General features: G+C 71.2%; 18 protein-coding genes and 2 riboswitches. Of the genes, 9 read left to right on the top strand and 9 right to left on the bottom strand.

The window, feature by feature from the left end; all coding sequences use genetic code 11:
* The first annotated feature begins 450 nt into the window (after positions 1-450).
* A complete protein-coding gene (locus tag ACFQPS_RS19745) occupies positions 451-2,853 on the top strand; it encodes a TonB-dependent receptor plug domain-containing protein (protein WP_377361018.1) in 2,403 nt (800 codons plus the stop codon).
* 87 nt (positions 2,854-2,940) lie between these two features.
* Entirely contained in the window at positions 2,941-4,248 is a 1,308-nt protein-coding gene (locus ACFQPS_RS19740) for an aminotransferase class V-fold PLP-dependent enzyme (protein WP_377361016.1), read from the top strand.
* A 45-nt stretch (positions 4,249-4,293) separates the two neighbouring features.
* Here ACFQPS_RS19740 and ACFQPS_RS19735 read toward each other — a convergent pair whose 3' ends face one another.
* The 4 genes from ACFQPS_RS19735 to ACFQPS_RS19720 form a co-directional block, all read right to left on the bottom strand.
* Positions 4,294-4,851, bottom strand: a complete 558-nt coding sequence (locus ACFQPS_RS19735; protein ID WP_377361014.1) for a cob(I)yrinic acid a,c-diamide adenosyltransferase — start codon at positions 4,849-4,851, stop codon at positions 4,294-4,296.
* 100 nt (positions 4,852-4,951) lie between these two features.
* Positions 4,952-5,470, bottom strand: a complete 519-nt coding sequence (locus ACFQPS_RS19730) for a bifunctional adenosylcobinamide kinase/adenosylcobinamide-phosphate guanylyltransferase (RefSeq protein ID WP_377361013.1) — start codon at positions 5,468-5,470, stop codon at positions 4,952-4,954.
* Positions 5,471-5,497: 27 nt separating this feature from the next.
* Complete coding sequence (cbiB, locus tag ACFQPS_RS19725) at positions 5,498-6,397, bottom strand: adenosylcobinamide-phosphate synthase CbiB (protein ID WP_377361011.1); 900 nt, start codon at positions 6,395-6,397, stop codon at positions 5,498-5,500.
* A 118-nt stretch (positions 6,398-6,515) separates the two neighbouring features.
* Positions 6,516-8,102: a cobyric acid synthase gene (locus tag ACFQPS_RS19720; protein ID WP_377361009.1), complete on the bottom strand. Its 1,587-nt coding sequence runs from the start codon at positions 8,100-8,102 to the stop codon at positions 6,516-6,518.
* Positions 8,103-8,217: 115 nt separating this feature from the next.
* Positions 8,218-8,431: riboswitch (cobalamin riboswitch) on the bottom strand.
* Between the two features lie 115 nt (positions 8,432-8,546).
* A riboswitch (cobalamin riboswitch) is annotated at positions 8,547-8,766 on the top strand.
* Between the two features lie 91 nt (positions 8,767-8,857).
* Here ACFQPS_RS19720 and ACFQPS_RS19715 point away from each other — a divergent pair.
* From ACFQPS_RS19715 to ACFQPS_RS19700, 4 genes are all read left to right on the top strand, one after another.
* Entirely contained in the window at positions 8,858-10,885 is a 2,028-nt protein-coding gene (locus ACFQPS_RS19715; protein WP_377361007.1) for a ribonucleoside triphosphate reductase, read from the top strand.
* A gap of 68 nt (positions 10,886-10,953) precedes the next feature.
* Positions 10,954-11,133, top strand: coding sequence for an anaerobic ribonucleoside-triphosphate reductase (nrdD, locus tag ACFQPS_RS19710; protein ID WP_041785068.1), 180 nt, complete (start codon positions 10,954-10,956; stop codon positions 11,131-11,133).
* 13 nt (positions 11,134-11,146) lie between these two features.
* The gene (locus tag ACFQPS_RS19705) at positions 11,147-11,800 is read left to right on the top strand and encodes an anaerobic ribonucleoside-triphosphate reductase activating protein (RefSeq protein WP_377361006.1); all 654 of its coding nucleotides are present in this window, start codon (positions 11,147-11,149) and stop codon (positions 11,798-11,800) included.
* Positions 11,779-12,525 (top strand): acyl-CoA thioesterase, encoded by a 747-nt coding sequence (locus ACFQPS_RS19700; protein WP_377361004.1) that lies wholly within the window; start codon positions 11,779-11,781, stop codon positions 12,523-12,525. The genes ACFQPS_RS19705 and ACFQPS_RS19700 overlap by 22 nt, the downstream gene beginning before the upstream one ends.
* A gap of 22 nt (positions 12,526-12,547) precedes the next feature.
* Here ACFQPS_RS19700 and ACFQPS_RS19695 read toward each other — a convergent pair whose 3' ends face one another.
* Both ACFQPS_RS19695 and ACFQPS_RS19690 read right to left on the bottom strand, forming a co-directional pair.
* The gene (locus tag ACFQPS_RS19695; RefSeq protein WP_377361002.1) at positions 12,548-13,339 is read right to left on the bottom strand and encodes an ABC transporter ATP-binding protein; all 792 of its coding nucleotides are present in this window, start codon (positions 13,337-13,339) and stop codon (positions 12,548-12,550) included.
* Positions 13,340-13,519: 180 nt separating this feature from the next.
* Positions 13,520-14,584 (bottom strand): FecCD family ABC transporter permease, encoded by a 1,065-nt coding sequence (locus ACFQPS_RS19690; protein ID WP_377361001.1) that lies wholly within the window; start codon positions 14,582-14,584, stop codon positions 13,520-13,522.
* A gap of 230 nt (positions 14,585-14,814) precedes the next feature.
* On the opposite strand from ACFQPS_RS19690, the gene ACFQPS_RS19685 reads away from it, so the two are divergent.
* Entirely contained in the window at positions 14,815-15,675 is an 861-nt protein-coding gene (locus ACFQPS_RS19685) for an ABC transporter substrate-binding protein (RefSeq protein ID WP_377360999.1), read from the top strand.
* 15 nt (positions 15,676-15,690) lie between these two features.
* Here the strand turns inward: ACFQPS_RS19685 and ACFQPS_RS19680 are convergent, their stop codons facing one another.
* From ACFQPS_RS19680 to ACFQPS_RS19670, 3 genes are all read right to left on the bottom strand, one after another.
* Positions 15,691-16,722 (bottom strand): aldo/keto reductase, encoded by a 1,032-nt coding sequence (locus ACFQPS_RS19680; RefSeq protein WP_377360998.1) that lies wholly within the window; start codon positions 16,720-16,722, stop codon positions 15,691-15,693.
* Between the two features lie 149 nt (positions 16,723-16,871).
* Positions 16,872-18,380 (bottom strand): succinate CoA transferase, encoded by a 1,509-nt coding sequence (locus ACFQPS_RS19675; RefSeq protein ID WP_377360996.1) that lies wholly within the window; start codon positions 18,378-18,380, stop codon positions 16,872-16,874.
* A 216-nt stretch (positions 18,381-18,596) separates the two neighbouring features.
* Positions 18,597-19,316 carry a TetR/AcrR family transcriptional regulator gene (locus tag ACFQPS_RS19670; protein ID WP_377360994.1) on the bottom strand — a complete coding sequence of 240 codons (720 nt, stop codon included), beginning with the start codon at positions 19,314-19,316 and terminating at the stop codon, positions 18,597-18,599.
* A gap of 189 nt (positions 19,317-19,505) precedes the next feature.
* Here ACFQPS_RS19670 and ACFQPS_RS19665 point away from each other — a divergent pair, with 189 nt between their 5' ends.
* Both ACFQPS_RS19665 and ACFQPS_RS19660 read left to right on the top strand, forming a co-directional pair.
* Positions 19,506-20,813, top strand: coding sequence for a parallel beta-helix domain-containing protein (locus tag ACFQPS_RS19665; RefSeq protein WP_377360993.1), 1,308 nt, complete (start codon positions 19,506-19,508; stop codon positions 20,811-20,813).
* Positions 20,813-21,988: an SO2930 family diheme c-type cytochrome gene (locus tag ACFQPS_RS19660; protein WP_377360991.1), complete on the top strand. Its 1,176-nt coding sequence runs from the start codon at positions 20,813-20,815 to the stop codon at positions 21,986-21,988. Before ACFQPS_RS19665 ends, ACFQPS_RS19660 begins: the two co-directional genes overlap by 1 nt.
* Positions 21,989-22,124 lie beyond the last annotated feature (136 nt).

The raw sequence follows: 22,124 nt of genomic DNA, 5'->3' as shown, positions 1-22,124 counted from the left end.
GGGGGAGCGCTGACAGGGCGTCTTCTCAGCGCTGATCAATTAGGCCGCAACTCCCTCCTTAAGAGGGTGGATTTCTGTAAGGCTGACCTACGCAATATGGGGTTGTCCATGTATGCATAGGAGGTAGGCGGTCCGCAGCGCTGTTCCGGGGCACGGCGTGGGGCCGCAGGGCAGGGGCCTGACAACCGGGGCGTCGGCACGGTGCGGCAGGTTCGTCCGGCGGCTGTCCAGGATCGTAGGGCGTGACTTATGGTTTCCCTTCGTGTCCTTGCGGTTTTCTGGCGCAATCCTGTCCATGGCCTGAAGTGAAAGAAAGAATCATCCATATGCAATCAATGTGACCCGAAACCGACATGTGATGTCCGTAGATCGCAGCGGCGCGGGCGCGCCGGTCGGCACGCCCCCTTTCCAGGCGGCAGCCCCGCCAGCAGCCGATCGAGCGAGACCGACATGCGATTCCGTACCAGCACCGCCCTGGTGGCGCTTGCGCTGACCACCGCCGCCGCCCTGCCCGCCTGGGCGCAGCAGGGCGCTGCCCCCGCCGGCCAGGAGTCCCTTGAGGAGATCATCGTCACCGGCACCCGCCAGACCCAGCGCACGCTCTACGAGACGCTGTCGCCCGTCGATGTCATCTCGGGCGACACCATCGACAGCACGATTTCGAGCGAACTGGTCGACTCGCTGGCGCAGACGATCCCGTCCTTCAACGTGCAGCGCCTGCCCGCCAATGACGGTCTGGCCTTCGTCCGCCCGGCCCGGCTGCGCGGTCTCTCGCCCGACCAGACGCTGGTGCTGGTCAACGGCAAGCGCCGGCACCGCTCGGCGCTGCTCGGCTCGCGCGGGTCGCAGGGGCCGGACCTGGCGCAGATCCCGTCCTTCGCCATCAAGCGGATCGAGGTGCTGCGCGACGGTGCGGCGGCCCAGTACGGCTCCGACGCCATCGCCGGCGTCATCAACATCATCCTCGACGACCAGCCCGGCTACCGCTTCTTCACCCAGGCCTCGCAGTACTATGAGGGCGACGGGGAGAACTACCAGTTCGGCGCCCAGGGCGGCTGGGAGATCGGCGAGGGCGGCTTCCTGACCGCCACGGCGGAATGGTCCGACGCCAATGCCACCTCCCGCACCCGGCAGCGCCCGGATGCCATCGCCTTCCAGGCCGCGCATCCGAATCTCAGCGTGCCGGACCCGGTGCAGCGCTGGGGCCAGCCGGATCAGGAGACCATCCGCCTCGCCCTGAACGGCAGGCTGCCGCTCGGCGGGAGCGCCGAGGCCTACCTGTTCGGCACCTATGGCGAGGGCGACGGCTGGACCGACTTCAACTGGCGCAACCCGGACAGCACCAGCAACGTCTACAAGACCACGCCGATCTTCCCCGGCTGGGACGCCCGCTCGCTCTATCCCACGGGGTTCACGCCCCGTTTCGGCCAGGACGACCAGGACTATTCCATCGTCGGCGGCGTGCGCGGCGACGTGACCGACGACCTGACCTGGGATCTCAGCAGCTCCTACGGCCGCAACCGCATCGACTACAAGATGCGCGAGACCATCAACGCCTCGCTCGGGCCCGACAGCCCGACCCGCTTCGACGACGGTTCGCTGATCCAGGAGGAGTTCAACCTCAACCTGGACTTCGTCTACAGCCTGCACACCGGCCTGCTGGCGGCCCCGGTCAACGTCGCCTTCGGCGGCGAGCGGCGCGAGGAGACCTACAAGATCATCGCCGGCGACGAGGCGTCGTGGGTGGTCGGCCCCGGTGCGTCGGCCGGCCTTGCCACCGGCTCCAACGGCTTCCCTGGCTACGGCGACGCCCAGGCCGGCAGCTTCGATCAGGAGAGCTACGCAGGCTATGTGGACGTCGAGGTGCCGGTGACGGACATCTGGACGATCGGCCTCGCCGGCCGCTACGAGGACTTCTCGGAGTTCGGCTCCACCACCGACGGCAAGATCTCCACCCGTGTCGAGGTGCTGCCGAACCTCGCGCTGCGCGGCTCTGCCTCCACCGGCTTCCGCGCGCCGACGCCGGGCCAGGCCTACAGCACCCGCACCTCGCAGGGGCTGGACACGGTCACGCTGAACACCTTCACCTCCGGCCGGCTGGAGCCGTCCAACCCGGTGGCGCAGTATTTCGGTGCCAAGCCGCTGAAGCCGGAGGAGTCGGTCAATCTCAGCGCCGGCCTCGCCTTCCAGACCGATGTCGGCTTCTCGGCAACGGTGGACGTCTACCAGATCAAGGTCACGGACCGTTTCAGCCAGTCCTCCAGCTTCACCGTGACCGATGCCATCCGGCGCCAGCTCATCGCGCAGGGCGTGCCCGGGGCCAACACCTTCACCAGCGTCAGCTTCTTCACCAACGACTTCGACACCCGCACCCGCGGCATCGACATCGTCGGCAGCTACGCGACGGATGCCGGCCCCGGCCACCTGACCCTGTCGGCGGCCTACAACTATAACAAGACCGAAGTCACCGGCGGGTCGCTCGCCGCCAACCCGACCCAGGCCCTGCTGTTCGAGGAGGGGCTGCCGGAGCACAACGCCACCCTCAGCGCCGACTACCGCCTCGGCCCGGTCAACCTGATGGCGCGGCTGCGCTACTACGGTGAATGGACCGACAGTTCGGGCAACGCCACGGGCGACATCTTCCAGACCTTCGGGGCGGAGAGCTTCGTGGACATGGCCGTGACCTGGGACATCACGGACGCCTTCTCCCTGCGGGTGGGGGCCGAGAACGTCTTCGACAACTACCCCGGAGAGGCGACCTACCAGTCCAACCGCGGCCTGATCTACTCGCGCAACGCGCCCTACGACACCGACGGCGGCCAGTACTATGTCCGCCTGGACGTGCGCTACTGACCGGCCGGATGCCGGACGGGACGGGGCGGCTCCGGCCGCCCCGTTTCCGTTCGCGGCCGGGTGCGGGACTGTGAAAGGAGAACGGACATGGGCGTGACGCGGCGGGACCTGCTGCGGGCGGGCGGGGCCGGGCTGGCGGCCGGCGTGGCGGTTCCGGCCGGCTGGAGCGCGGCCGGGGCGGCGGTGCCCGATCTGCCGCCGGTGCCGGCCCTGGCGCCGTCGACGCTGGCGCGCGACACCGGCTTCTGGGAGGCGGTGGCCGGCCAGTACGATGCCACCCGCGCGGTGGTGCATCTGGAGAACGGCAACTGGGGCATGATGGCCCGGCCGGTGCTGGAGGACTACCGCCGGCACCAGGACCGGGTGAACCGGGAGACTTCCTACTACACGCGGCGGGAGTTCGGCCGCGACGCGCGGGAGGTGGTGCGCCGCGTCGCCGCCCTGCTGGGGGCGGGGGAGGACGAGATCGCCCTGACCCGCGGCGCCACGGAGGCGCTGCTCACCCTGATCGCCGGCTACCACCGGCTCGGGCCGGGCGATGCGGTCCTCTACGCCGACCTCGACTATGACAGCATGCAGGCGGGCCTGGAGTCCCTGCGCCGCCGCCGCGGGGTGGAGGTCGTCCGCATCGACCTGCCGGAACCGGCCACCCACCAGGGGCTGATCGACACCTACGAACGGGCGCTGGCGGCCAACCCGCGGGTCCGGCTGATGCTGCTGACCCATCTCAGCCACCGCACCGGGCTGGTGCTGCCGGTGGCGGAAATCGTCTCCATGGCACGGGCGCGCGGTGTGGACGTGATCGTGGACGCCGCCCACTCGCTGGGCCAGGTGCCGTTCGACGCGGCCGGGCTCGGCGCCGACTTCGTCGGCTACAATCTGCACAAATGGATCGGCGCCCCGCTCGGGGTCGGGGTCATGTACATCCGGCGCGACCGGCTGGACGCCATCGAGCCCCACATGGGCGAGCCGGAGGGCGCGCAGGGCATCCGCGCCCGCATCCACACCGGCACGACGGACTTCGCCACGCTGCTGGCCGTGCCGGCGGCGATCGACTTCCACCAGCGGATCGGCACGCCCGCCATCGCGGCGCGGCTGCGCCACCTGCGCGACCTCTGGGCGGAGACGCTGCGCGGCAGTCGCGGCATCGAGATCCTGACGCCGAAGGACCCGCGTCTCGCGGCCGGCATCACCTCGTTCCGCCTCGCCGGCAAGCTGTCGGCCGAGGAGAACGCGGCCGTCGCCCGGCAGTTGCTGGAGCGGTCCGGCATCTTCACCGTCCACCGCACGGGCGTGGCGAAGGGGGCCTGCGTGCGGGTGACACCGGCCCTCTTCACCCGGGAGGAGGACATCCGGAAGCTGACGGCGGCGCTCCGGCTGCTCGCCGGCGGCTGAGGCCGGCGGGCAGCGTCGGGGCGCTCGGACGCAAGGGTGGCGGGGTCAGCGGACCCCGCGCGGCGCCCAGAGATCGTCCTTGGCGCCGTTCTCGTTCAGCGTCCGCGCCAGGATGAACAGGTAGTCGGACAGCCGGTTCATGTAGCGCAGCACCTCGGGATTGACCTCCTCGGCCCGGGCCAGCGCCACCACCCGGCGCTCGGCCCGGCGGGTCACGGTGCGGGTCAGATGGGCGAAGGCGGCGGCGCGGGTGCCGCCGGCCAGCACGAAGTTCGCCAGCCGCGGCAGCCCCTCGTTCATCGCCTCCAGTTCGGCCTCGATCCGCTCCAGACCGCTGCCGTCGATGCGCAGGGCGGCCCCGGACTCACCGGGCATGTGCAGGTCGGCGCAGATGTTGTAGAGGTCGATCTGGATGGCGCGCAGCCGCGCATCCACCGCGGCATTGTCCTCCAGCATGGAGCGCAGCACGCCGATCATGGCGCCGACCTCGTCCACGGAGCCGTAGGCCTCCACGCGGTCGGAGCATTTCGGCACGCGCACGCCGCGGCCCAGGGAAGTTTCGCCGCCGTCGCCGGTGCGCGTCACCACTTTTGTCTTGCTCATCGTTCTCTCCCTTTCCGGTCTCTGTCGGGTGTCGCCGCGGGACGGCGGGCCGCAGCACCCGGCGGGGGCAGCGGCGGGGACGGTGCGGCGGTCCGCCCCCTCATTTAAGGCGCACCGGGCATCCGGCCACCATCAGCCAGGCCTCGTCGGCGGCCGCGGCGGTGCGCTGGCCCAGCCAGCCCACCAGATCGCGGAAGCGGCGCAACTCGGCTTCCATCGGCACCGGGCTCCAGCCGATCTCGTCACCGACGATGACCGTCGGCCACGGGGCGGCGCGCAGATGCCCCAGGACCGCGCTCCACTCGGCCAGGATCGTGCTGTCGTCACGGTCGAAGCGCATGGCGGCCCAGATCACGATGCTGTCCAGCACCAGCCCGGACGGCGGCGGGTCCAGCGCCGCGAGCGCGGCCGTCAGATCGTCCGGCGCCTCCAGCGTGCGCCAGCCCTCCGGCCGTTCCTCCTGGTGCCGGCGCACGCGCGCGAGCATCTCGGCGTCGGCGGGATCGACGCGGTAGGTGGCGGCGAACACGACGTTCCCGCCCCAGCCGCGGGCGATCTCCACGGCGCGGGCGCTCTTGCCGCTGCGCACCGGGCCGGTCAGGAAGGTCACGGCACCCATGGCATCGCCTCCGCTCTGGCCTGCACGTCAGACATGATGGATGATCACCTCCGCCACGGCGGCCAGCAGGGCGAGGCCCAGACCCGCCCGCCGGGCGCGCTCCAGGGCGCGGGGCAGGTCGTCCGGGCCGGGCACCGCCCCTCCCTCGTTCAGAACATAGTGACCCGGCTTGCCCAGGCGCAGCCCCAGGGCCATCGCCATGGCCGCCATCGGCCAGCCGCTGTTCGGCGAGGCGGTGCGCCGCGCCTCCGTTGCCAGGGCCGCCCGCCGGTCGCGGCGCAGCGCATCGGCGCCCAGCAGCGCCAGGGCCGTCAGCCGTGCCGGGATCAGGTTCAGCAGGTCGTCGGCGCGGGCGGCCACCTTGCCGGCCCATTCCCAGCGCCCGCGATAGCCCCACATGGCATCCGCCGTGTTGGCGAAACGGTAGAGCGCGGCCCCGGGCAGCCCCGCGACCAGGAACCAGAACAGCGGCGCCACCAGGGAGTCCGACAGGTTCTCCGCCAGGGATTCGATGGCGGCTTCGCGCACCTGCTCCGGCTCAAGCTCCGTGGTGTCGCGGCTGACCAGGGAGCCCAGCCGGGCACGGCCGGCCGCCAGCCCCTCGCGCAGGGCCGTCTCGGTGGCGGCGACCTCCGACAGGAGCAGGGTCAGGGCGAACATCGGCTTCAGCAGGAACGCCAGCAGCACCAGTTCCAGCCAGGGCGGCAGGTCGGAGACGAGCCATGTCGCCGCCCCCGCCACCGCCACCGTGGCCACCGCGCCGACGGCCCAGGCGGCGGCGCCGGCCGGCAGCGCCAGCCACGCCGGCAGGTCGGGGAGGCGGCGGCCGGCCTGCTCCAGGTACTGGCCCATCCAGATCACCGGATGCAGCCGCCCCGGCGGCTCCCCCAGGAAGCGGTCGATCAGCAGCGCAAGCAGGATGGTCATGGCGTGGCGCCCCCCCGGACCGCGGGCGCCGTCTGTCCGCCTCCGCTACCGGGGCCGGACGGGCAGGGGCGGAAGGCCGCGCTGCGGGGGGGAAGACCGTGCGTCACCGGGGTTCCCGTCACCGCGCCAGGGCCAGCAGGGCGTCGAGGTCCAGATTGGCCTCCACATGGTCGGCCAAAGCCTCCAGGGCCGCTTCGGTCCGCGCCTCGAAGTCGAGCGCCGAGGCCTGCGCCCCCACCCGCTCCAGCCAAGCGGAGCGGAACCCGTCCGACCCGAACAGGCCGTGGACATAGCTGCCCATCACCCGCCCGTCGGCGGAGACCGCCCCTTCGGCCTTCGGGGCCGAGCCGTCGCCCGCGTCCAGCATCAGCCAGGGCCGCTCCAGGCCCGGCCCGGTCGAGCGGCCCATGTGCATCTCATAGCCGGTGACGCGGCGGCCGCTGTTCCGGTCCAGCCTGTCGATCTCGACCAGCCGCTTGTCGCCGCCGATCTCCGTCTCGATGTCCAGCAGGCCCAGGCCCGGCGTCTCCCCGGCCGGCCCCTCGATCCCGGCGGGGTCGCGCACCACCCGGCCGAGCATCTGGAATCCGGCGCAGAGGCCGACGACCCGGCCGCCATGGCGGACATGGGCCAGGATGTCCACGTCCCAGCCCTGTTGGCGCAGCACGTCAAGGTCGGCGCGGGTGGTCTTGGAGCCGGGCAGCACCACCACGTCCGTGTCGGCCGGGATCGGATGGCCCGGCTGCACCCAGCGCAGGTCCACGCCCGGCTCGGCCGCCAGCGGGTCCAGGTCGTCGAAGTTGGCGACGCGGGACAGCCGCGGCACCGCCACCTTCAGGCCGCTGCCGGTGCCGGTGGCCGGCCGCTCCAGTGCCAGCGAATCCTCCGCCGGCAGGCGGTCGGCCTCCTCGAACCAGCGGACCACGCCCAGGAAGGGCCAGCCGGTCATGGCCGTGATCGTGCCGCAGGCCGGCTCGAACAGGGAGAAGTCGCCGCGGAACTTGTTGACGATGTAGCCGACGACGCGGACCCGGTCGGCCTCGTCCAGCAGGGCGTGGGTGCCGACCAGGGCGGCCATGGTGCCGCCACGGTCCAGGTCGCCCAGTACGACGACCGGCAGGCCCAGCCGCTCCGCCAGATGCATGTTCGTGATGTCCGAGGCGCGCAGATAGATCTCCGCCCCGCTGCCGGCGCCTTCCACGATCACCAGGTCCGCCTCGGCGGCCAGCCGCTCGAAGCTGTCCATGATCGGCGGCATCAGGCCCTTGCGCATCCGGTGATAGGTGCGCGCCGGACAGTTGCCCAGCACCCGGCCGCGCAGCACCACCTGGGAGCCGATGTTCGTCTGCGGCTTCAGCAGAACCGGGTTCATGTGGATGGACGGCGCCACCTTGCAGGCGCGGGCCTGGAGCGCCTGGGCGCGGCCGATCTCGCCGCGCGCCGGGGTGCCGTCGGCCTCCGGCGGGGCGTCCGCGTCGGGCACCACGGCGGCGTTGTTGCTCATGTTCTGCGCCTTGAAGGGGCGCACCACCAGACCGCGGCGGGTGAAGGCGCGGCAGAGCCCGGCCACCAGCATGCTCTTGCCGACGTCGGAGCTGGTGCCCTGGATCATCAGCGCGCGGGCGCGGCGCGGAGCGTCCGTGCTGCGCGGCGTGTAGACGATCGGGGCGAGGCCGTCGCCGGGCGTCGTCGCGGAATCGGACATGGACTGGAAGCCCCTTCAGACAGGAAGGGCATGGGCATGGGGAAGACCGCGGGACCCCGGCATCCCCTCTGAGGGCGGCCGGAGCGCGGGCATTCCACCGGGACACCCCGCCCGTGGACCATGGTGCGTCGCGGCAGGTCTCCTGGCTCGCGGGTCGTCGCCTCGGCCCGGCCTTCCCGGAACCCTTGCGGGTCCAGTGGCGCGAACGGGAAAGGCTCACCGCTGACAGTTGCGGGGGCAGCTCCGGCCTTGCCGCGTACGGCGCACCGGATTCCCTCTTAGCTTCCGCACCCCGGAGAGCCGGAAGAACCGTGACGGCTGAGCTTTAGGAGACGGCCATCCCCCTGTCAACGGCCGCCTGCGCCGCCGCGGGCGGACCGCATGGCGATCCGTCATGCCCCTCCTGCGCCGCCGGAGCTTGACTTGAGCAGAACCTGCAATTACGGTATTTAGCGTTACGGTCCCCTGGATGACACAATATGTAGTTATCCGATCTCGTTATCCGGGGGCTAAGAGGGAAGCCGGTGTGATTCCGGCGCTGCCCCCGCAACTGTCAGCGGTGAGCTGCCGACCTTTCATGTCACTGGTGCCGACCGGCACCGGGAAGACCGGACGGTGGCGCGGACCCGCGAGCCAGGAGACCTGCCGTAGCCCAGTCTACCAATCTTCGGACGGGGTGATCCGAAGGGAACCCGCCGGCGCCGCGCCGGGCGGTTCCCGACCCCTGTCCGCGTGCCGGAAGGGGAAAGACCCGCATGCCCGTTCATGCCCTTGCCACGCTGCCGCAGTCCGTGATCAAGCGTAGCGGTGAAGTGTCCGCCTTCAACGGCGACAAGATCCGCTCCGCCATCGAGCGCGCCGGCAAGGCGACCGGCGAGTTCGACGGGGCGGAGGCGCATCTCCTGGCGATCCAGGCGATCAAGGTGATCGGCCATCGCTTCCATACCGAGGCGCCGCATATCGAACAGATCCAGGACGTGGTCGAGCAGGTCCTGATCTCCGCCAACCATTTCGCCACGGCCCGCGCCTACATCGTCTACCGCGAGCAGCGCGCCCGCCTGCGGCGCGACCGCAAGACGGTGGTGGATGTCGAAACCTCGATCAACGAGTACCTGAACCGGGCCGACTGGCGCGTCAACGCCAACGCCAACCAGGGCTATTCGCTGGGCGGCCTGATCCTGAACATCTCCGGCAAGGTGGTGGCGAACTACTGGCTGTCGCACGTCTATCCGGCGGAGGTGGGCCGCGCCCACCGCGAGGGCGACATCCACATCCACGATCTGGACATGCTGGCCGGCTACTGCGCCGGCTGGTCCCTGCGCACCCTGCTGACGGAAGGGCTGAACGGGGTGCCGGGCAAGGTCGAGGCGGCGCCGCCCAAGCACCTGTCCAGCGCCGTCGGGCAGATCGTCAATTTCCTGGGCACCTTGCAGAACGAATGGGCCGGTGCGCAGGCGTTCAGCTCCTTCGACACCTATCTCGCCCCCTTCATCCGCAAGGACAACCTGCCCTACGAGCAGGTGCTCCAGTGCATCCAGGAGCTTGTCTACAATCTTAACGTGCCCTCCCGCTGGGGCACGCAGACGCCCTTCACGAACCTGACCTTCGACTGGACCTGCCCGGAGGACCTGCGCGATCAGGTGCCGGTGATCGGCGGCGAGGACATGGACTTCACCTACGGCGAGCTTCAGGCCGAGATGGACCTGATCAACCGCGCCTACATGGAGGTGATGACCCGTGGCGACAGCAAGGGGCGGGTCTTCACCTTCCCGATCCCCACCTACAACATCACGCCCGACTTCCCCTGGGAGAGCGAGAACGCCGAGCGGCTGTTCGAGATGACGGCCAAGTACGGGCTTCCCTACTTCCAGAACTTCGTCAATTCCGAGCTGAAGCCGAACATGGTCCGCTCCATGTGCTGCCGGCTCCAGCTCGACCTCAGCGAGCTGCTGAAGCGCGGCAACGGCCTGTTCGGCAGCGCCGAGCAGACCGGTTCGCTGGGGGTGGTGACGGTCAACTGCGCGCGCCTGGGCCATCTGCACAAGGGCGACGAGGCGGCCCTGTTCCGCGCCCTGGACGAGATGCTGGACATCAGCCGCACCAGCCTGGAGATCAAGCGCAAGGTGATCCAGCACCACATGGACAACGGGCTGTTCCCGTACACCAAGCGCTACCTGGGCACGCTGCGGAACCACTTCTCGACGCTGGGCGTGAACGGCATCAACGAGATGATCCGCAACTTCACGGACGATGCCGAGGACATCACGACCGAGCGGGGCTATGCCTTCGCCGTCCGCTTCCTGGACCATGTGCGTGCGCGCATCGTGCAGTTCCAGGAAGAGACGGGCCACATGTACAACCTGGAAGCCACCCCGGCGGAGGGTACGACCTACCGCTTCGCCAAGGAGGACCAGAAGCGCTTCCCCGGCATCCTCCAGGCCGGCACGGCGGACCAGCCCTACTACACCAACTCCAGCCAGCTTCCCGTCGGCTTCACGGACGACCCGTTCGAGGCGCTGGAGCGGCAGGAGGAGTTGCAGCGCAAGTACACCGGCGGCACCGTCCTGCACCTCTACATGGGCGAGCGGGTGTCCTCGGCCGATGCCTGCCGCAAGCTGGTGCGCCGGGCGCTGGAGAATTTCCGCCTGCCCTACATCACCGTGACGCCCACCTTCTCGATCTGCCCCAAGCATGGCTACATCGAGGGCGAGCACGCCTTCTGCCCCAAGTGCGACGCCGAGCTGATCGCCCGCAAGCGGCAGAAGTGCGCCGCGGCCGAGTGAGCGCCGCGACACCGTACCGCCGGGACACCGGCCCGATTCCCTGACCTCCGGACAAGAGGACCCGACCCATGAGCTGCATGACCGAGACCGCCGAGATCGTCCTGAAGGACGAGGAGCGCCAGCCCTGCGAGATCTGGACCCGCGTGATGGGCTATCACCGTCCCGTCTCCTCCTTCAATTTCGGCAAGAAGGGTGAGTTCGCCGAGCGCCGCTACTTCGCCGAGGCGAAGGCGGACCTCGGGGCCTGATACGAGGCATCCGGTGGCCGACCTTCGCGTCGGCGGCCTGTCCCGGCTGTCCACCTGCGACTGGCCGGGCGACCTGGTCGCCACCGTCTTCTGCCAGGGCTGCCCCTGGGCCTGCCCCTACTGCCACAACCCGGACCTGCTGCCCCCCCGCGGGCAGCGGGAACTGCCGTGGGGGCAGGTGCTGGCCTTCCTGGAGGGGCGCCGCGGCCTGCTGGACGGCGTCGTCTTCTCCGGTGGGGAGGCGACGCTCCAGGCCGCGCTGCCCGACGCCATGCGGACGGTGCGGGGGATGGGCTTCCGCATCGGCCTGCACACGGGCGGCCCCTATCCCGAGCGGCTGGCGGACCTGCTGCCGCTCCTGGACTGGGTGGGCTTCGACGTGAAGGCCCCCTTTGCCGAATATGAGCGGATCACCGGCGCCCCCGGCAGCGGGGAGCGGGCGCGCGAGAGCCTGCGCCTGCTGCTGGACGCCGGCATCGCCTGCGATGTCCGCACCACCGTGCATCCGCGCCTGCTGGACGCGGCGGCGCTGGAGCGGCTGCGTGCCGATCTCGACGCGCTGGGCGTCCGACAGCACCGCCTGCAACCGTTCCGGGCCACGGGCTGCCGGCCCGACCAGCTCGCCCGCCTCTCAGGAGATGCGCCGTGCGCCGCGAGACCAGCCTGATCGACCTGATCTTCCCGGGCGACACCAACCACCACGGCACCCTGTTCGGCGGCGCCGCGCTGGCGCACATGGACAAGGTGGCCTTCATCGCCGCCACCCGGCACGCGCATGTCGATTTCGTCACCGCATCCTGCGAGCGGATCGACTTCGCCGCTCCGGCGCATCTGGGCGAGATCGTGGAGGTCACGGGCCGCATCGCCCGCGTCGGCCGGCGCTCCCTGACCGTGGAGGTCGATCTCGTGGCCGAGGCGCTGCTGACGGGGGAGCGGCGGCTCTGCACCCGCGGGCGCTTCAACATGGTCTCGGTGGACCGCGACGCGGCGGTGCCGCCGTTGGAGGAGACGGAGCCCGGACCGGCGACGGCCGGTGTCCGCATGGTGGAACTGGTCTTCCCCGACCAGGCCAGCCACAACCACATCCTGTTCGGCGGCCATGCCATGGCGCAGATGGGCAAGGCGGCCTTCGTCGCCGCCACCCGCCACTGCCGCCGCACCGTCGTGCTTGCCGCCTCGCAGAGGCTGGACTTCACCAGCCCGGTCAAGGTCGGGGAGATCATGGAGATCGAGGCCGCCGTCACCGGCACCGGGACCAGCTCCATGCAGGTGACGGTCGATCTCTGGGGCGAGAACCTGAAGACCGGCGAGCGCCGCAAGGCGGCAGAGGGCGTCTTCGTCATGGTCGCCCTGGATGCGGATCAGCGGCCGACGCCGGTCCGTCCGCTCTGACCGGGACCCGCCGGCCGCCCGGTCAGGAGACGGGATCGGCCGCCAGCCGGCGCCAGGGCAGCACGTAGCGTTCCTCGCCCTCGCTGCCGTAGAGGCCCTGGACGCGGTAGGCCGCCTCCAGGTTCGGGCGGGCCAGCACCGCCTCCGGCTCCCCGTCCGCCACCACCCGGCCGCCGCCGAGCAGCACCAGCCGGTCGCAGAAGCGCGCCGCCAGCGGCAGGTCGTGCAGCACGGCGACGACCAGCCGGCCCGTGGCGGCGATGCCGCGGAGCAGCTCCATGACCTGGAGCTGGTGGTAGGGGTCCAGCGCCGCCACCGGCTCGTCCGCCAGCAGGATCGGCGCCTCCACCGCCAGCGCGCGGGCCAGCATCACCCGTGCCCGCTCCCCGCCGGAGAGCGAGGTGATGGTGCGGGGCGCGAAGGCGGCGGCGTCCGCCGTCTCCATCGCGCGGGCGATGGCGGCCTCGTCCTCCGGCGTCGGACGGCCCAGGGGGCCGAGATGCGGCAGCCGGCCCAGCGCGACGACATGGTAGGCGTCCAGCGGCCAGTGGACGGTGTGGCCCTGCGGCAGATAGGCGACGGTGTTCGCCAGCTCCCGCCGGGAATAGGCGGAGAGCGGCCGGCCGGCGATCCGCACCTGCCCGGATTCCAGCGGCAGCAGGCCGGCGATGGCGCGGACCAGCGTGGACTTTCCGGCGCCGTTCGGCCCGATCAGCCCGACCACCTCGCCGGCGCCGGCCGACAGCCCGATCGCTTCCAGGATCGGCCGGCCGCCCAGGCGGACGCCGGCCCCCTCGACATGCAGGATCGTCATCGCCGTGCATCCGTGGCGGGGCGGGAAAGGGGCGGCTTGGAACAGGCGTCCATCAGAGGTCTCCGTCGGCGGACGGGAGGGTAGCCGGGACCGCCCCGGGATGCACCTCCCATCGCCGCAGCCGGGTCATGCGATGCAAGCCACAAGGGACGGCGGGCGGGCACGGGGCGCGCGGCGGGCTCACCAGGAGCGCCGCGCCTTGAGAAGCTGGCTCAGGAAGATCGGCACGCCCAGCAGCGCCGTCACCACCCCCAGCCGGATTTCGTTCGCCGTCGGCAGCACCCGCACCAGCAGATCCGCCAGCACCAGCAGCAGCGCTCCGGCCAGGGCCGAGGGCAGCAGCAGGCGCGACGGGCGCTGCCCGACCACGGCCCGGACCATGTGCGGGATCACCAGCCCGACGAAGCCGATGGCACCGCTGACCGCCACCGCCGCCCCGACCCCGATGGCGACGCCCAGCATCAGCCGGACCCGCACGCGGGCGAGGTTGCAGCCCAGCGACCGCGCCGCCTCCTCGCCCAGGGTCAGGGCGTCCAGGGCGCGCCCGTCCCAGAGCAGCAGCACCGCCCCCACCCCGATCAGCGGCAGGGCCAGGACCACATGGGTCATGCTGCGGTCCTCCAGCGATCCCAGCAGCCAGAAACTGATCTCCGCCGCGGCGAAGGGGGAGGGGGCAAGGTTCAGCGTCAGGGAGATCAGGGCGCCGCAGAGCGTGCCCACGGCCAGCCCCGCCAGCACGACGGAGAGCGCGCTCTCCGCCCGCGCCGCCAGCAGCATGACGCCGGCGATAGCCGCCATGGCCGCCCCGATCGCCATCAGCGGCAGCGCCAGCGGCATGGTGGCGGCGAAGCCGTTGTAGAGCGCGACCACGGCCCCCAGGGCGGCGGCGTTGGAGACGCCCAGGACCGACGGCTCGGCCAGCGGGTTGCGCAGATAGCCCTGGAGCGAGGCCCCCGCCAGCCCCAGCATGGCGCCCGCGCCCAGCCCGACCAGCAGGCGCGGCAGGCGCAGCTTCTGCATCACCGCCACGACCAGCGGATCGCCCTGACCGACCAGGCCGGCCAGCGCGTCGCCGGCGGCGATGTCCGCCGGCCCGATCAGCAGCGACAGGAGCGCCGCGACCAGAAGCGCCGCGGCCAGCAGCGGCACGAAGCCGGGCCGGCCCGCCGGCGGGCGCACGGGGGCAGGGGTGACCGCAGGCCGGGGCGGGGCGCCGGCGCGGCGCAGGTCGGGAGCAGGCGTCATGGGGCGGGCCCCCTGGCTTCAACGGTCGGGACGGACCGGATCGCGTCCGGGCGCGTCGCTCGATAGCCGCCGCCCGTCCCGGGCGCAAGCCCTTCGTCGGCGGGCAGGGCGGCCGGCGGGGCCGATGGTCCCGGGAGCGGCGGCCTGGGATGGACAAGCCGGTCGGAATCCCGGATGTCTAGGGGGAGAGAGGCCGGGGCCTTCCGCCCGCGGCCCGACGGTGATCCGCCATGTTCCGACTGCCCACCACGTTTCTGCCGGCCGTTCTTCTGCTGCTGGCGGTCCTGCCGCTGCCGTCCGTGGCCCAGGAGGCGCCGCCGCGGCGCATCGTCTCCATGAATCTCTGTGCCGACCAGTTCCTGGTGGATCTGGCGGACCGCGACCAGGTGCTGGCGCTGTCGGAATATGCGCGCGACCCGATCCTCTCCAGCATCGCGGAGCGCGCCCGCTCCTGGCCGGTCAGCCGCGGCACGGCGGAGGAGGTGCTGGCCCTGAAGCCCGACCTCATCATCGCCAGCCGCCTGCGCCGGCAGGAGACGCGCGCGCTGCTGGCCGGCTTCCAGATCAAGGTGCTGGAGCTGGGGACGGCGCGCACCTTCGAGGAGATCGTGGCGCAGGCGCGCACCATCGCCGCGGCGGTCGGCCATCCGGAGCGGGGGGAGGCGCTGGTGGCGGAGATGCGGGCCGTGCTCGGCGCCCTGCCGCCGCCGGCGGAGACGCGGCCGGTCGCGGTCCACTACCAGCGCCGCGGCTTCGTCAGCGGCGGCGAAACCCTGATGGACGAGATCATGGCCCGGGCCGGGCTGGTCAACATGGCCCGGTCCCTGGACGGCGCCTTCGTCGTCCGCGTGCCGCTGGAACGGATCGTGACGACGGCGCCGGAGTATCTGCTGCTGACCACCGCCCCGGTCGAGAGCCCCGACCTGGGCAGCGACATGCTGGAGCATCCGGTCCTGGCCGGGCTCTACGGGCCGGAGCGGCGGCTGGAACTGCCCGAAGCCGTCGCCATGTGCGGCGGCCCCGCCTATCCGGCGGCGGTCGCCAGCCTGATGGCCCAGCTCGGGCGGGGGCGGGCGGCGCCCGCCCCCTGACGGGCCGGGACGCCGCTACCAGCGCGTCGGCTTGGGGTTGCGCTCGTCGAAGCCGCGCTGATGCCAGTAGGGGTAGGCCGGCGTGCGCTGGCTCGCCGCCTCCAGCCGCGCCACCTGCGCCGGCGTCAGGCTCCAGCCCACCGCGCCCAGGTTCTGGCGGAGCTGTTCCTCGTTGCGGGCGCCGATGACGACGTTGCACACGGTCGGCCGGGTCAGCAGCCAGTTCAGGGCGACCTGCGGGATGGTCTTGCCGACCTCCTCCGCCACCGCCTCCAGGGCATCGACGACGGTGTAGAGGTATTCGTCCTCCACCTCGGGGCCGCCGACGGCGCCGCCCGTGGCGATGCGCCCCTCCGTCGCCGGCTGGCCGCGGCGGATCTTGCCGGTCAGCCGGCCCCAGCCCAAGGGGCTCCAGATCATCAGGCCGACGCCCTGGTCCAGGCCGAGCGGCATCAGCTCCCATTCGTAGTCGCGGCCGATCAGCGAATAATAAGCCTGGTACACGACGTAGCGGCCGAGCCCGTACTTCTCCGACACGGCCAGCGACTTCATCAACTGCCAGCCGGAGAAGTTGGAGGCGCCGATATAGCCGATCTTGCCGGCCCGGATCAGGTCGTCCAGCGCCCGCAGCGTCTCCTCCACCGGGGTCAGGGCGTCGAAGGCGTGCATGAAGTAGAGGTCGATATGGTCCGTGCCCAGCCGGCGCAGACTGTCCTCGCAGGAACGGATCAGGTGGTGGCGGGAGGAGCCGACCTGGTTCGGGCCTTCGCCCATGGCGAAGGTCGCCTTGCTGGAGATCAGGACCTTGTCGCGCCGGCCCTTGAGGGCCTGGCCCAGGATCTCCTCCGAGGCGCCGCCGGAATAGACGTCCGCCGTATCGAAGAAGTTGACGCCCGCTTCCAGGCAGATGTCGACGAGCCGCGTGGCTTCCGCCACGTCGGTCCTGCCCCAGCGCTCGAAGAAGGCGTTGCCGCCGCCGAAGGTGCCGGTGCCGAGGCTGAGGACGGGCACCTTCAGGCCGGAGCGGCCAAGCTGGCGATGTTCCATGGGACCCTCGTGATGGGTGACGGGCGGGACGGAGGAAGGCGGCGGCCCCGCCGCCCGCCTCCGTCTGCCCCTGGCGAACAGATGTGTCCGCCGTTCCGCCCGGTCATCCCCCGGATGCGGCCCCGGTCCCGCGGTGGCCGCATGGCTGCCTAGGCCCGAACCATCTCCCGGGGCAGCATGCTGCCCGTCTCGCGCAGCCGCAGATGCCAGGAGAACGCCTCCTCCAGCAGGTGCGGGGTGTGGCCGCCCCGCGCCGAGGCCGCCTTGAAATAGTCGGTCGCCAGTTCGCGGTAGCTGGGGTGGACGCAGTTGCGGATGATCGTCGCCGCCCGCTCCCGCGGGGCCAGCCCGCGCAGGTCGGCCAGCCCCACCTCCGTCACCAGGATGTCCACGTCGTGCTCGCAGTGATCGACATGGCTGACCATGGGCACGACGCTGGAGATGGTGCCGCCCTTGGCCAGCGACTTGGTGACGAAGATCGACATGTAGGCGTTGCGGGCGAAATCGCCCGACCCGCCGACGCCGTTCATCATGTGCGTGCCGCCGACATGGGTGGAGTTGACGTTGCCGTAGATGTCGAACTCCAGCGCCGTGTTGACGGCGATGACGCCCAGCCGCCGGACCACCTCGGGGTGGTTCGAGACCTCCTGCGGTCGCAGCACCAGCTTCGGCTTGTAGTGCTCGATCCGGTTCAGCACGTCGCGCTGCCGTTCCGCTCCCAGCGTGATGGAGGAGCCCGAGGCGAAGCGCAGGCAGCCGGCGTCGAACAGGTCGAAGGTGCAATCCTGCAAGACCTCGCTGTACATGGTGAGGCCGGAGAACGGGCCGTCCGCCAGCCCCTGCATGACGGCGTTGGCGATGCTGCCGATGCCGGCCTGGAGCGGGGAGAGCGACGGGCCGAGCCGGCCCTTGCGCACCTCCGACTGGAGGAACTCCGTCAGGTGGCCGGCGATGGCCGCCGTGTCCGCATCGCCGGGCAGGATGCTGGCGGCGCTGTCGGTGCGGTCGGTGACGACGATGGCGGCGATCTTCGCCGGATCGACCGGGATGTAGGGCAGCCCGGGCCGGCTTTCCGGTTGCAGCACGGGGATCGGATCGCGGTGCGGCCGCCGGGTCGGGATGTAGATGTCGTGCAGCCCCTCCAGCGCCGCCGGCTGCGACAGGTTCAGCTCCACGATCACCTTCTCCGCCAGGATGGCGAAGGTGGCGGTGTTGCCGACGCTGGTCGTCGGGATGATGCCGCCCTCCTCGGTGATCGCCGCCGCCTCGACGATGGCGACATCGACCGGCCCCATCTGGCGGGAGCGCAGCAGCTCCACCGTCTCCGACAGATGCTGGTCGATGAACATCACCTCGCCGCGGTTGATGGCGCTGCGCAGCGTCGGGTCCGCCTGGAAGGGCAGGCGGCGGGCCAGGGCCTTCGCCTCCGTCAGCTCCCGGTCCACGTTGCCGCCCAGCGAGGCGCCGGTCATCAGCGTGATCTTCAGCGGATCGTGCAGGGCGCGGGCGGCGACGGCGGCAGGGACGGCCTTGGCGTCACCGGCCCTGGTGAACCCGCTCATCCCGACGGTCATGCCGTCGCGGACATGCAGGGCTGCCTCCTCGGCGTCAGTGATGCGGTCCCAGAGCGACTTCAGGCGGATGCGGTCCCGGGGCATTCCCTTCCTCGTTGTTGTCGGCACACAGGTCCGCTGCCGCGGGTGGTTCCCCCGGCTAGGACGGATCGCCGATCCGGCCCGGCGTCAGGACTTGCCTGATATTGCCGGGGACGGGGCGCCGATGGCGTAAGCCAACCTAGCCAACTGGAATGTTTGAAACATCAGGATTTTCGGCGGGCGTGCCATGCTTGCAGCGACCGATCGGCGCAACGCCCCTCATTCCCCCGTCTGCCCGGTGGCGAAGCGGCTCAGGTAACCGGCCGCCAGCCGCTTCCATTCCGCCAGCAGCAGCGGGAACAGATCGGGGTTGTCGCACTCGATCGCCAGGGCCTCCAGGTGGGTATAGACCTGCACCGTCGTCCGGGCCACCGCCTCCACCTCCAGGGCGGAGGCGTCGGGCCGCAGTGCCGCGAGCGTCCGGCGCAGGGCCGCCACCATGCGGGCGTTGGAGGTGGCGAGCACGCTCGCCAGTTCCGGCACCGTGCGCACCGCGCGGAACAGCCGCCGCGGCCCCGGCTCCAGCCGGTAGGTCTCGATGATGGTCTCGATGCCCTCGTCCACGGCGCGGGCGATCGCCTGCGGCTCCATGCCGCCGGCCATCAGCGCCTCCAGGCGGGTGTCCACCCGGTCCATGGCGCGCCGCGCCAGCTCGGACAGGATGGCGAACTTGTTCGGAAAGTAGCGGTAGACAAGCCCCACGGGCACGCCAGCGCGGGCGGCGATCAGGGTGGTCGTGATCTCCCCCACCTCGCGCTCCATCAGCAGCGCCAGCGTGGCGTCCAGGATGGCGTCGCGCCGCATCAGGGCGCGGCGCTGCTGCGGGATGGTGCGGCTGCCCAGATCGACCGCGCCCGCCGCCTCCCTTCCGGCCGGCCGCTCCCCGGCGGCCGGTTGCTCCGCCCGGTTCCCGGAGGTCCCGATCCGCTCCGTCCCCATGTCCCGTCCCACCCTGACGATCCCCCCGCTTAGGTGGTCCGGCACGCAGGCGTTGCAAGCGGGCCTGTCCGTCCTGAGGACGAAACTGAGAATGATTCAAGTCTCTGTTGCGGGGCGCCCGGAGGCGTGTCACGCTGCGACAAAAGGTCCGACCGGGCATCGACCCGGCGCGAAGAACGGGGGAGGGTGATGCGCAGGATGACGCTGGCGCTGTGCGCCATGCTGGCCGCGACACAACTGGCGGCCTGCGACCAGTCCGATCAGAAACAGGCCCAGGCGACCGCGCCGGCGGGGCAGGCGGGCGCGGGAGGGCCGGACGCCGGGGCCGCCGGCTTCCAGGACGCGCTTCAGCAGAAGCTCCTGGATGCGAAGCCGGGCGACGTGATCCTGGTTCCCGCGGGTCGCCACGCCTTCGACCGCTCCCTCAGCCTGACCGTGGACGGGGTGACCCTGCGCGGTGAGGGCATGGACAGGAGCGTGCTCAGCTTCAAGGGCCAGATCGCCGGGGCGGAGGGGCTGCTGGTCAACGCCAGCGACTTCACCATCGAGGATCTGGCGATCGAGGACACCAAGGGCGACGCGCTGAAGATCAATGACGGGCGCAACATCGTCATCCGCCGCATCCGCACCGAATGGACGAACGGCCCCGACACGGAGAACGGCGCCTATGGCATCTATCCGGTGCAGACGACGAACGTGCTGGTGGAGGACAGCGTCGCCATCGGCGCGTCGGACGCCGGCATCTATGTCGGCCAGTCGCGCGACGTGGTGGTGCGGCGCAACCGGGCGGAACTGAACGTCGCCGGCATCGAGATCGAGAACACGGTGAACGCGGACGTCTACGAGAACGTGGCGACCCGCAATACCGGCGGCATCCTGGTCTTCAACATGCCGAACCTGCCGGTGGCGGGGCACGGCACGCGGGTCTTCAACAACCGGGTCTTCGCCAACAATACCGGCAACTTCGCGGCCAAGGGCGCCGCCGTCGCCTCGGTCCCCGCCGGCACGGGCATCATCGTGAACTCCAACGACGAGGTGGAGATCTTCGCCAACGAGGTCGCCGACAACGACACGGCGAACATCATCATCTCCAGCTACTTCTCCACCGGCTACATGAACCAGTACGGCGTGGCGGAGACCTTCGATCCCTATCCCGAACGCATCTTCATCTACGACAACCGCTTCTCCGGTGGCGGCGGCTCGCCCGACGGGATCGAGCTGAAGACCCTGAAGACGCTGCTCTACGGCCCGTTCGGGCGCTTTCCGGACATCCTCTGGGACGGCTGGATCGATCCGAAGAAGCTGGTGGACGGCAGGCTGCCGCTGGAACTGGCGATCTGCGTCGCCAACGGCGAGGCGCGGATGCTGAACGTGGACGGTCCCAACGGCAACAAGAACCCGGGCGTGGACATGGCTGCGCATGACTGCACCCTGCCCAGGCGCGCGCCGGTGGAACTGGCACCCCCGCTGGACCAGTTGACGAAGAAGGGGGCGTGATGCGCGCGCGGGTCCGTGCGATCGCGCTTGCCGCCGCCCTGCTCGCGGCGGCCGGCTGCGACGGGGGCAACGGCACGGCGACCGAGGCGCCGGCCGGTCCGTCCGCCGTCGTCTTCCATGCCGGGGAGAACCCCGAACGCCTCAGCGACTGGGGCGTGCTCCCCGTCGCCGGCGGCCGACTGACCCTGGCCGGGGGCGTCGTGCCCTACGATCTGGCGACGCCACTGTTCACCGATCATGCCGGCAAGCTGCGCACGATCTGGATGCCGGCCGGCACCTCCGCCCGCTACGACGCGGCGGCGACCTTCGACTTCCCGGTCGGCACCGTCATCACCAAGACCTTCTACTATCCCCGTGCCGGGGCGGAGGATGGACTCGTCGCGCCCGGCGACCGGACCGCGGGCCAGGGCGGGGCCGGGCAGGGCGGGTTTGGACTGGACCTCTCCCGTGTCCGGCTGATCGAGACGCGGGTCCTGGTCCGGCGGGAAAGCGGCTGGGCGGCGCTGCCCTATCTCTGGGATGCCGACCAGAAGGATGCGCGCCTGCACCGGACCGGGGCCGTCATCCCGCTCACGCTGGCGCGGGAGGATGGCAGCCGGGAGCGGTTCGCCTATGTGATGCCGAACGCCAACCAGTGCGCCGGCTGCCATGTGGACAATCTGGCCAGCCGGGCCTTCCAGCCGATCGGCCCCAAGGCGCGCCACCTGAACGTCGATTTCGACTATCCCGGCGGCCGGGAGAACCAGCTCCGTCATCTGGCGGCGGCGGGCTACCTGACCGGCGCGCCGGAGCCGGCGGCCGCCCCGCGCAACGCCGACTGGCGCGACACGGCGCAGCCGCTGGAGGCACGGGCGCGGGCCTATCTCGACATCAACTGCGGTCATTGCCACAACCCGGCGGGGGCGGCGAAGACCTCCGGCCTGCATCTCGGGGCGGAGGTGACGGACGCGCGCGAACTGGGCTTCTGCAAGCCGCCGGTGGCGGCGGGGCAGGGCACCGGCGGCCACCGCTTCGACATCGTGCCGGGCCGGCCGCACGAGTCCATCCTCGTCTACCGTCTGGCATCGGTGAAGCCCGGCGCCATGATGCCGGAGCTGGGGCGGACGCTGGCGCACGACCAGGGCGTCGCCCTGATCCGCGACTGGGTCGCCGCCATGGCGGGCCGCTGCGACTGAGGCATTTCCGGAAAGGAGGAGGGCAGGACGCCTGCCGGCGGCGGAGCCCAGGGGCCGGACAGCGTGAGTAGATGACTGCCGCGGACTGGCGCCGGCACGGCCGTGCCGGGCGGAGGACGCGGGAATACCCGGGCAC

It is taken from the genome of Rhodocista pekingensis, from assembly GCF_042665545.1.
GTDB lineage: Bacteria > Pseudomonadota > Alphaproteobacteria > Azospirillales > Azospirillaceae > Rhodocista > Rhodocista pekingensis.
This window is presented reverse-complemented; position numbering and strand designations above follow the sequence as displayed.

Excerpts from the sequence above, each read along its gene's own strand:
- ACFQPS_RS19745 (WP_377361018.1), top strand. The coding sequence starts at position 451 with ATGCGATTCCGTACCAGCACCGCCCTGGTGGCGCTTGCGCTGACCACC.
- ACFQPS_RS19740 (WP_377361016.1), top strand. The coding sequence starts at position 2,941 with ATGGGCGTGACGCGGCGGGACCTGCTGCGGGCGGGCGGGGCCGGGCTG.
- ACFQPS_RS19735 (WP_377361014.1), bottom strand. The coding sequence starts at position 4,851 with ATGAGCAAGACAAAAGTGGTGACGCGCACCGGCGACGGCGGCGAAACT.
- ACFQPS_RS19730 (WP_377361013.1), bottom strand. The coding sequence starts at position 5,470 with ATGGGTGCCGTGACCTTCCTGACCGGCCCGGTGCGCAGCGGCAAGAGC.
- cbiB (WP_377361011.1), bottom strand. The coding sequence starts at position 6,397 with ATGACCATCCTGCTTGCGCTGCTGATCGACCGCTTCCTGGGGGAGCCG.
- ACFQPS_RS19720 (WP_377361009.1), bottom strand. The coding sequence starts at position 8,102 with ATGTCCGATTCCGCGACGACGCCCGGCGACGGCCTCGCCCCGATCGTC.
- ACFQPS_RS19715 (WP_377361007.1), top strand. The coding sequence starts at position 8,858 with ATGCCCGTTCATGCCCTTGCCACGCTGCCGCAGTCCGTGATCAAGCGT.
- nrdD (WP_041785068.1), top strand. The coding sequence starts at position 10,954 with ATGAGCTGCATGACCGAGACCGCCGAGATCGTCCTGAAGGACGAGGAG.
- ACFQPS_RS19695 (WP_377361002.1), bottom strand. The coding sequence starts at position 13,339 with ATGACGATCCTGCATGTCGAGGGGGCCGGCGTCCGCCTGGGCGGCCGG.
- ACFQPS_RS19690 (WP_377361001.1), bottom strand. The coding sequence starts at position 14,584 with ATGACGCCTGCTCCCGACCTGCGCCGCGCCGGCGCCCCGCCCCGGCCT.
- ACFQPS_RS19685 (WP_377360999.1), top strand. The coding sequence starts at position 14,815 with ATGTTCCGACTGCCCACCACGTTTCTGCCGGCCGTTCTTCTGCTGCTG.
- ACFQPS_RS19680 (WP_377360998.1), bottom strand. The coding sequence starts at position 16,722 with ATGGAACATCGCCAGCTTGGCCGCTCCGGCCTGAAGGTGCCCGTCCTC.
- ACFQPS_RS19675 (WP_377360996.1), bottom strand. The coding sequence starts at position 18,380 with ATGCCCCGGGACCGCATCCGCCTGAAGTCGCTCTGGGACCGCATCACT.
- ACFQPS_RS19670 (WP_377360994.1), bottom strand. The coding sequence starts at position 19,316 with ATGGGGACGGAGCGGATCGGGACCTCCGGGAACCGGGCGGAGCAACCG.
- ACFQPS_RS19665 (WP_377360993.1), top strand. The coding sequence starts at position 19,506 with ATGCGCAGGATGACGCTGGCGCTGTGCGCCATGCTGGCCGCGACACAA.
- ACFQPS_RS19660 (WP_377360991.1), top strand. The coding sequence starts at position 20,813 with ATGCGCGCGCGGGTCCGTGCGATCGCGCTTGCCGCCGCCCTGCTCGCG.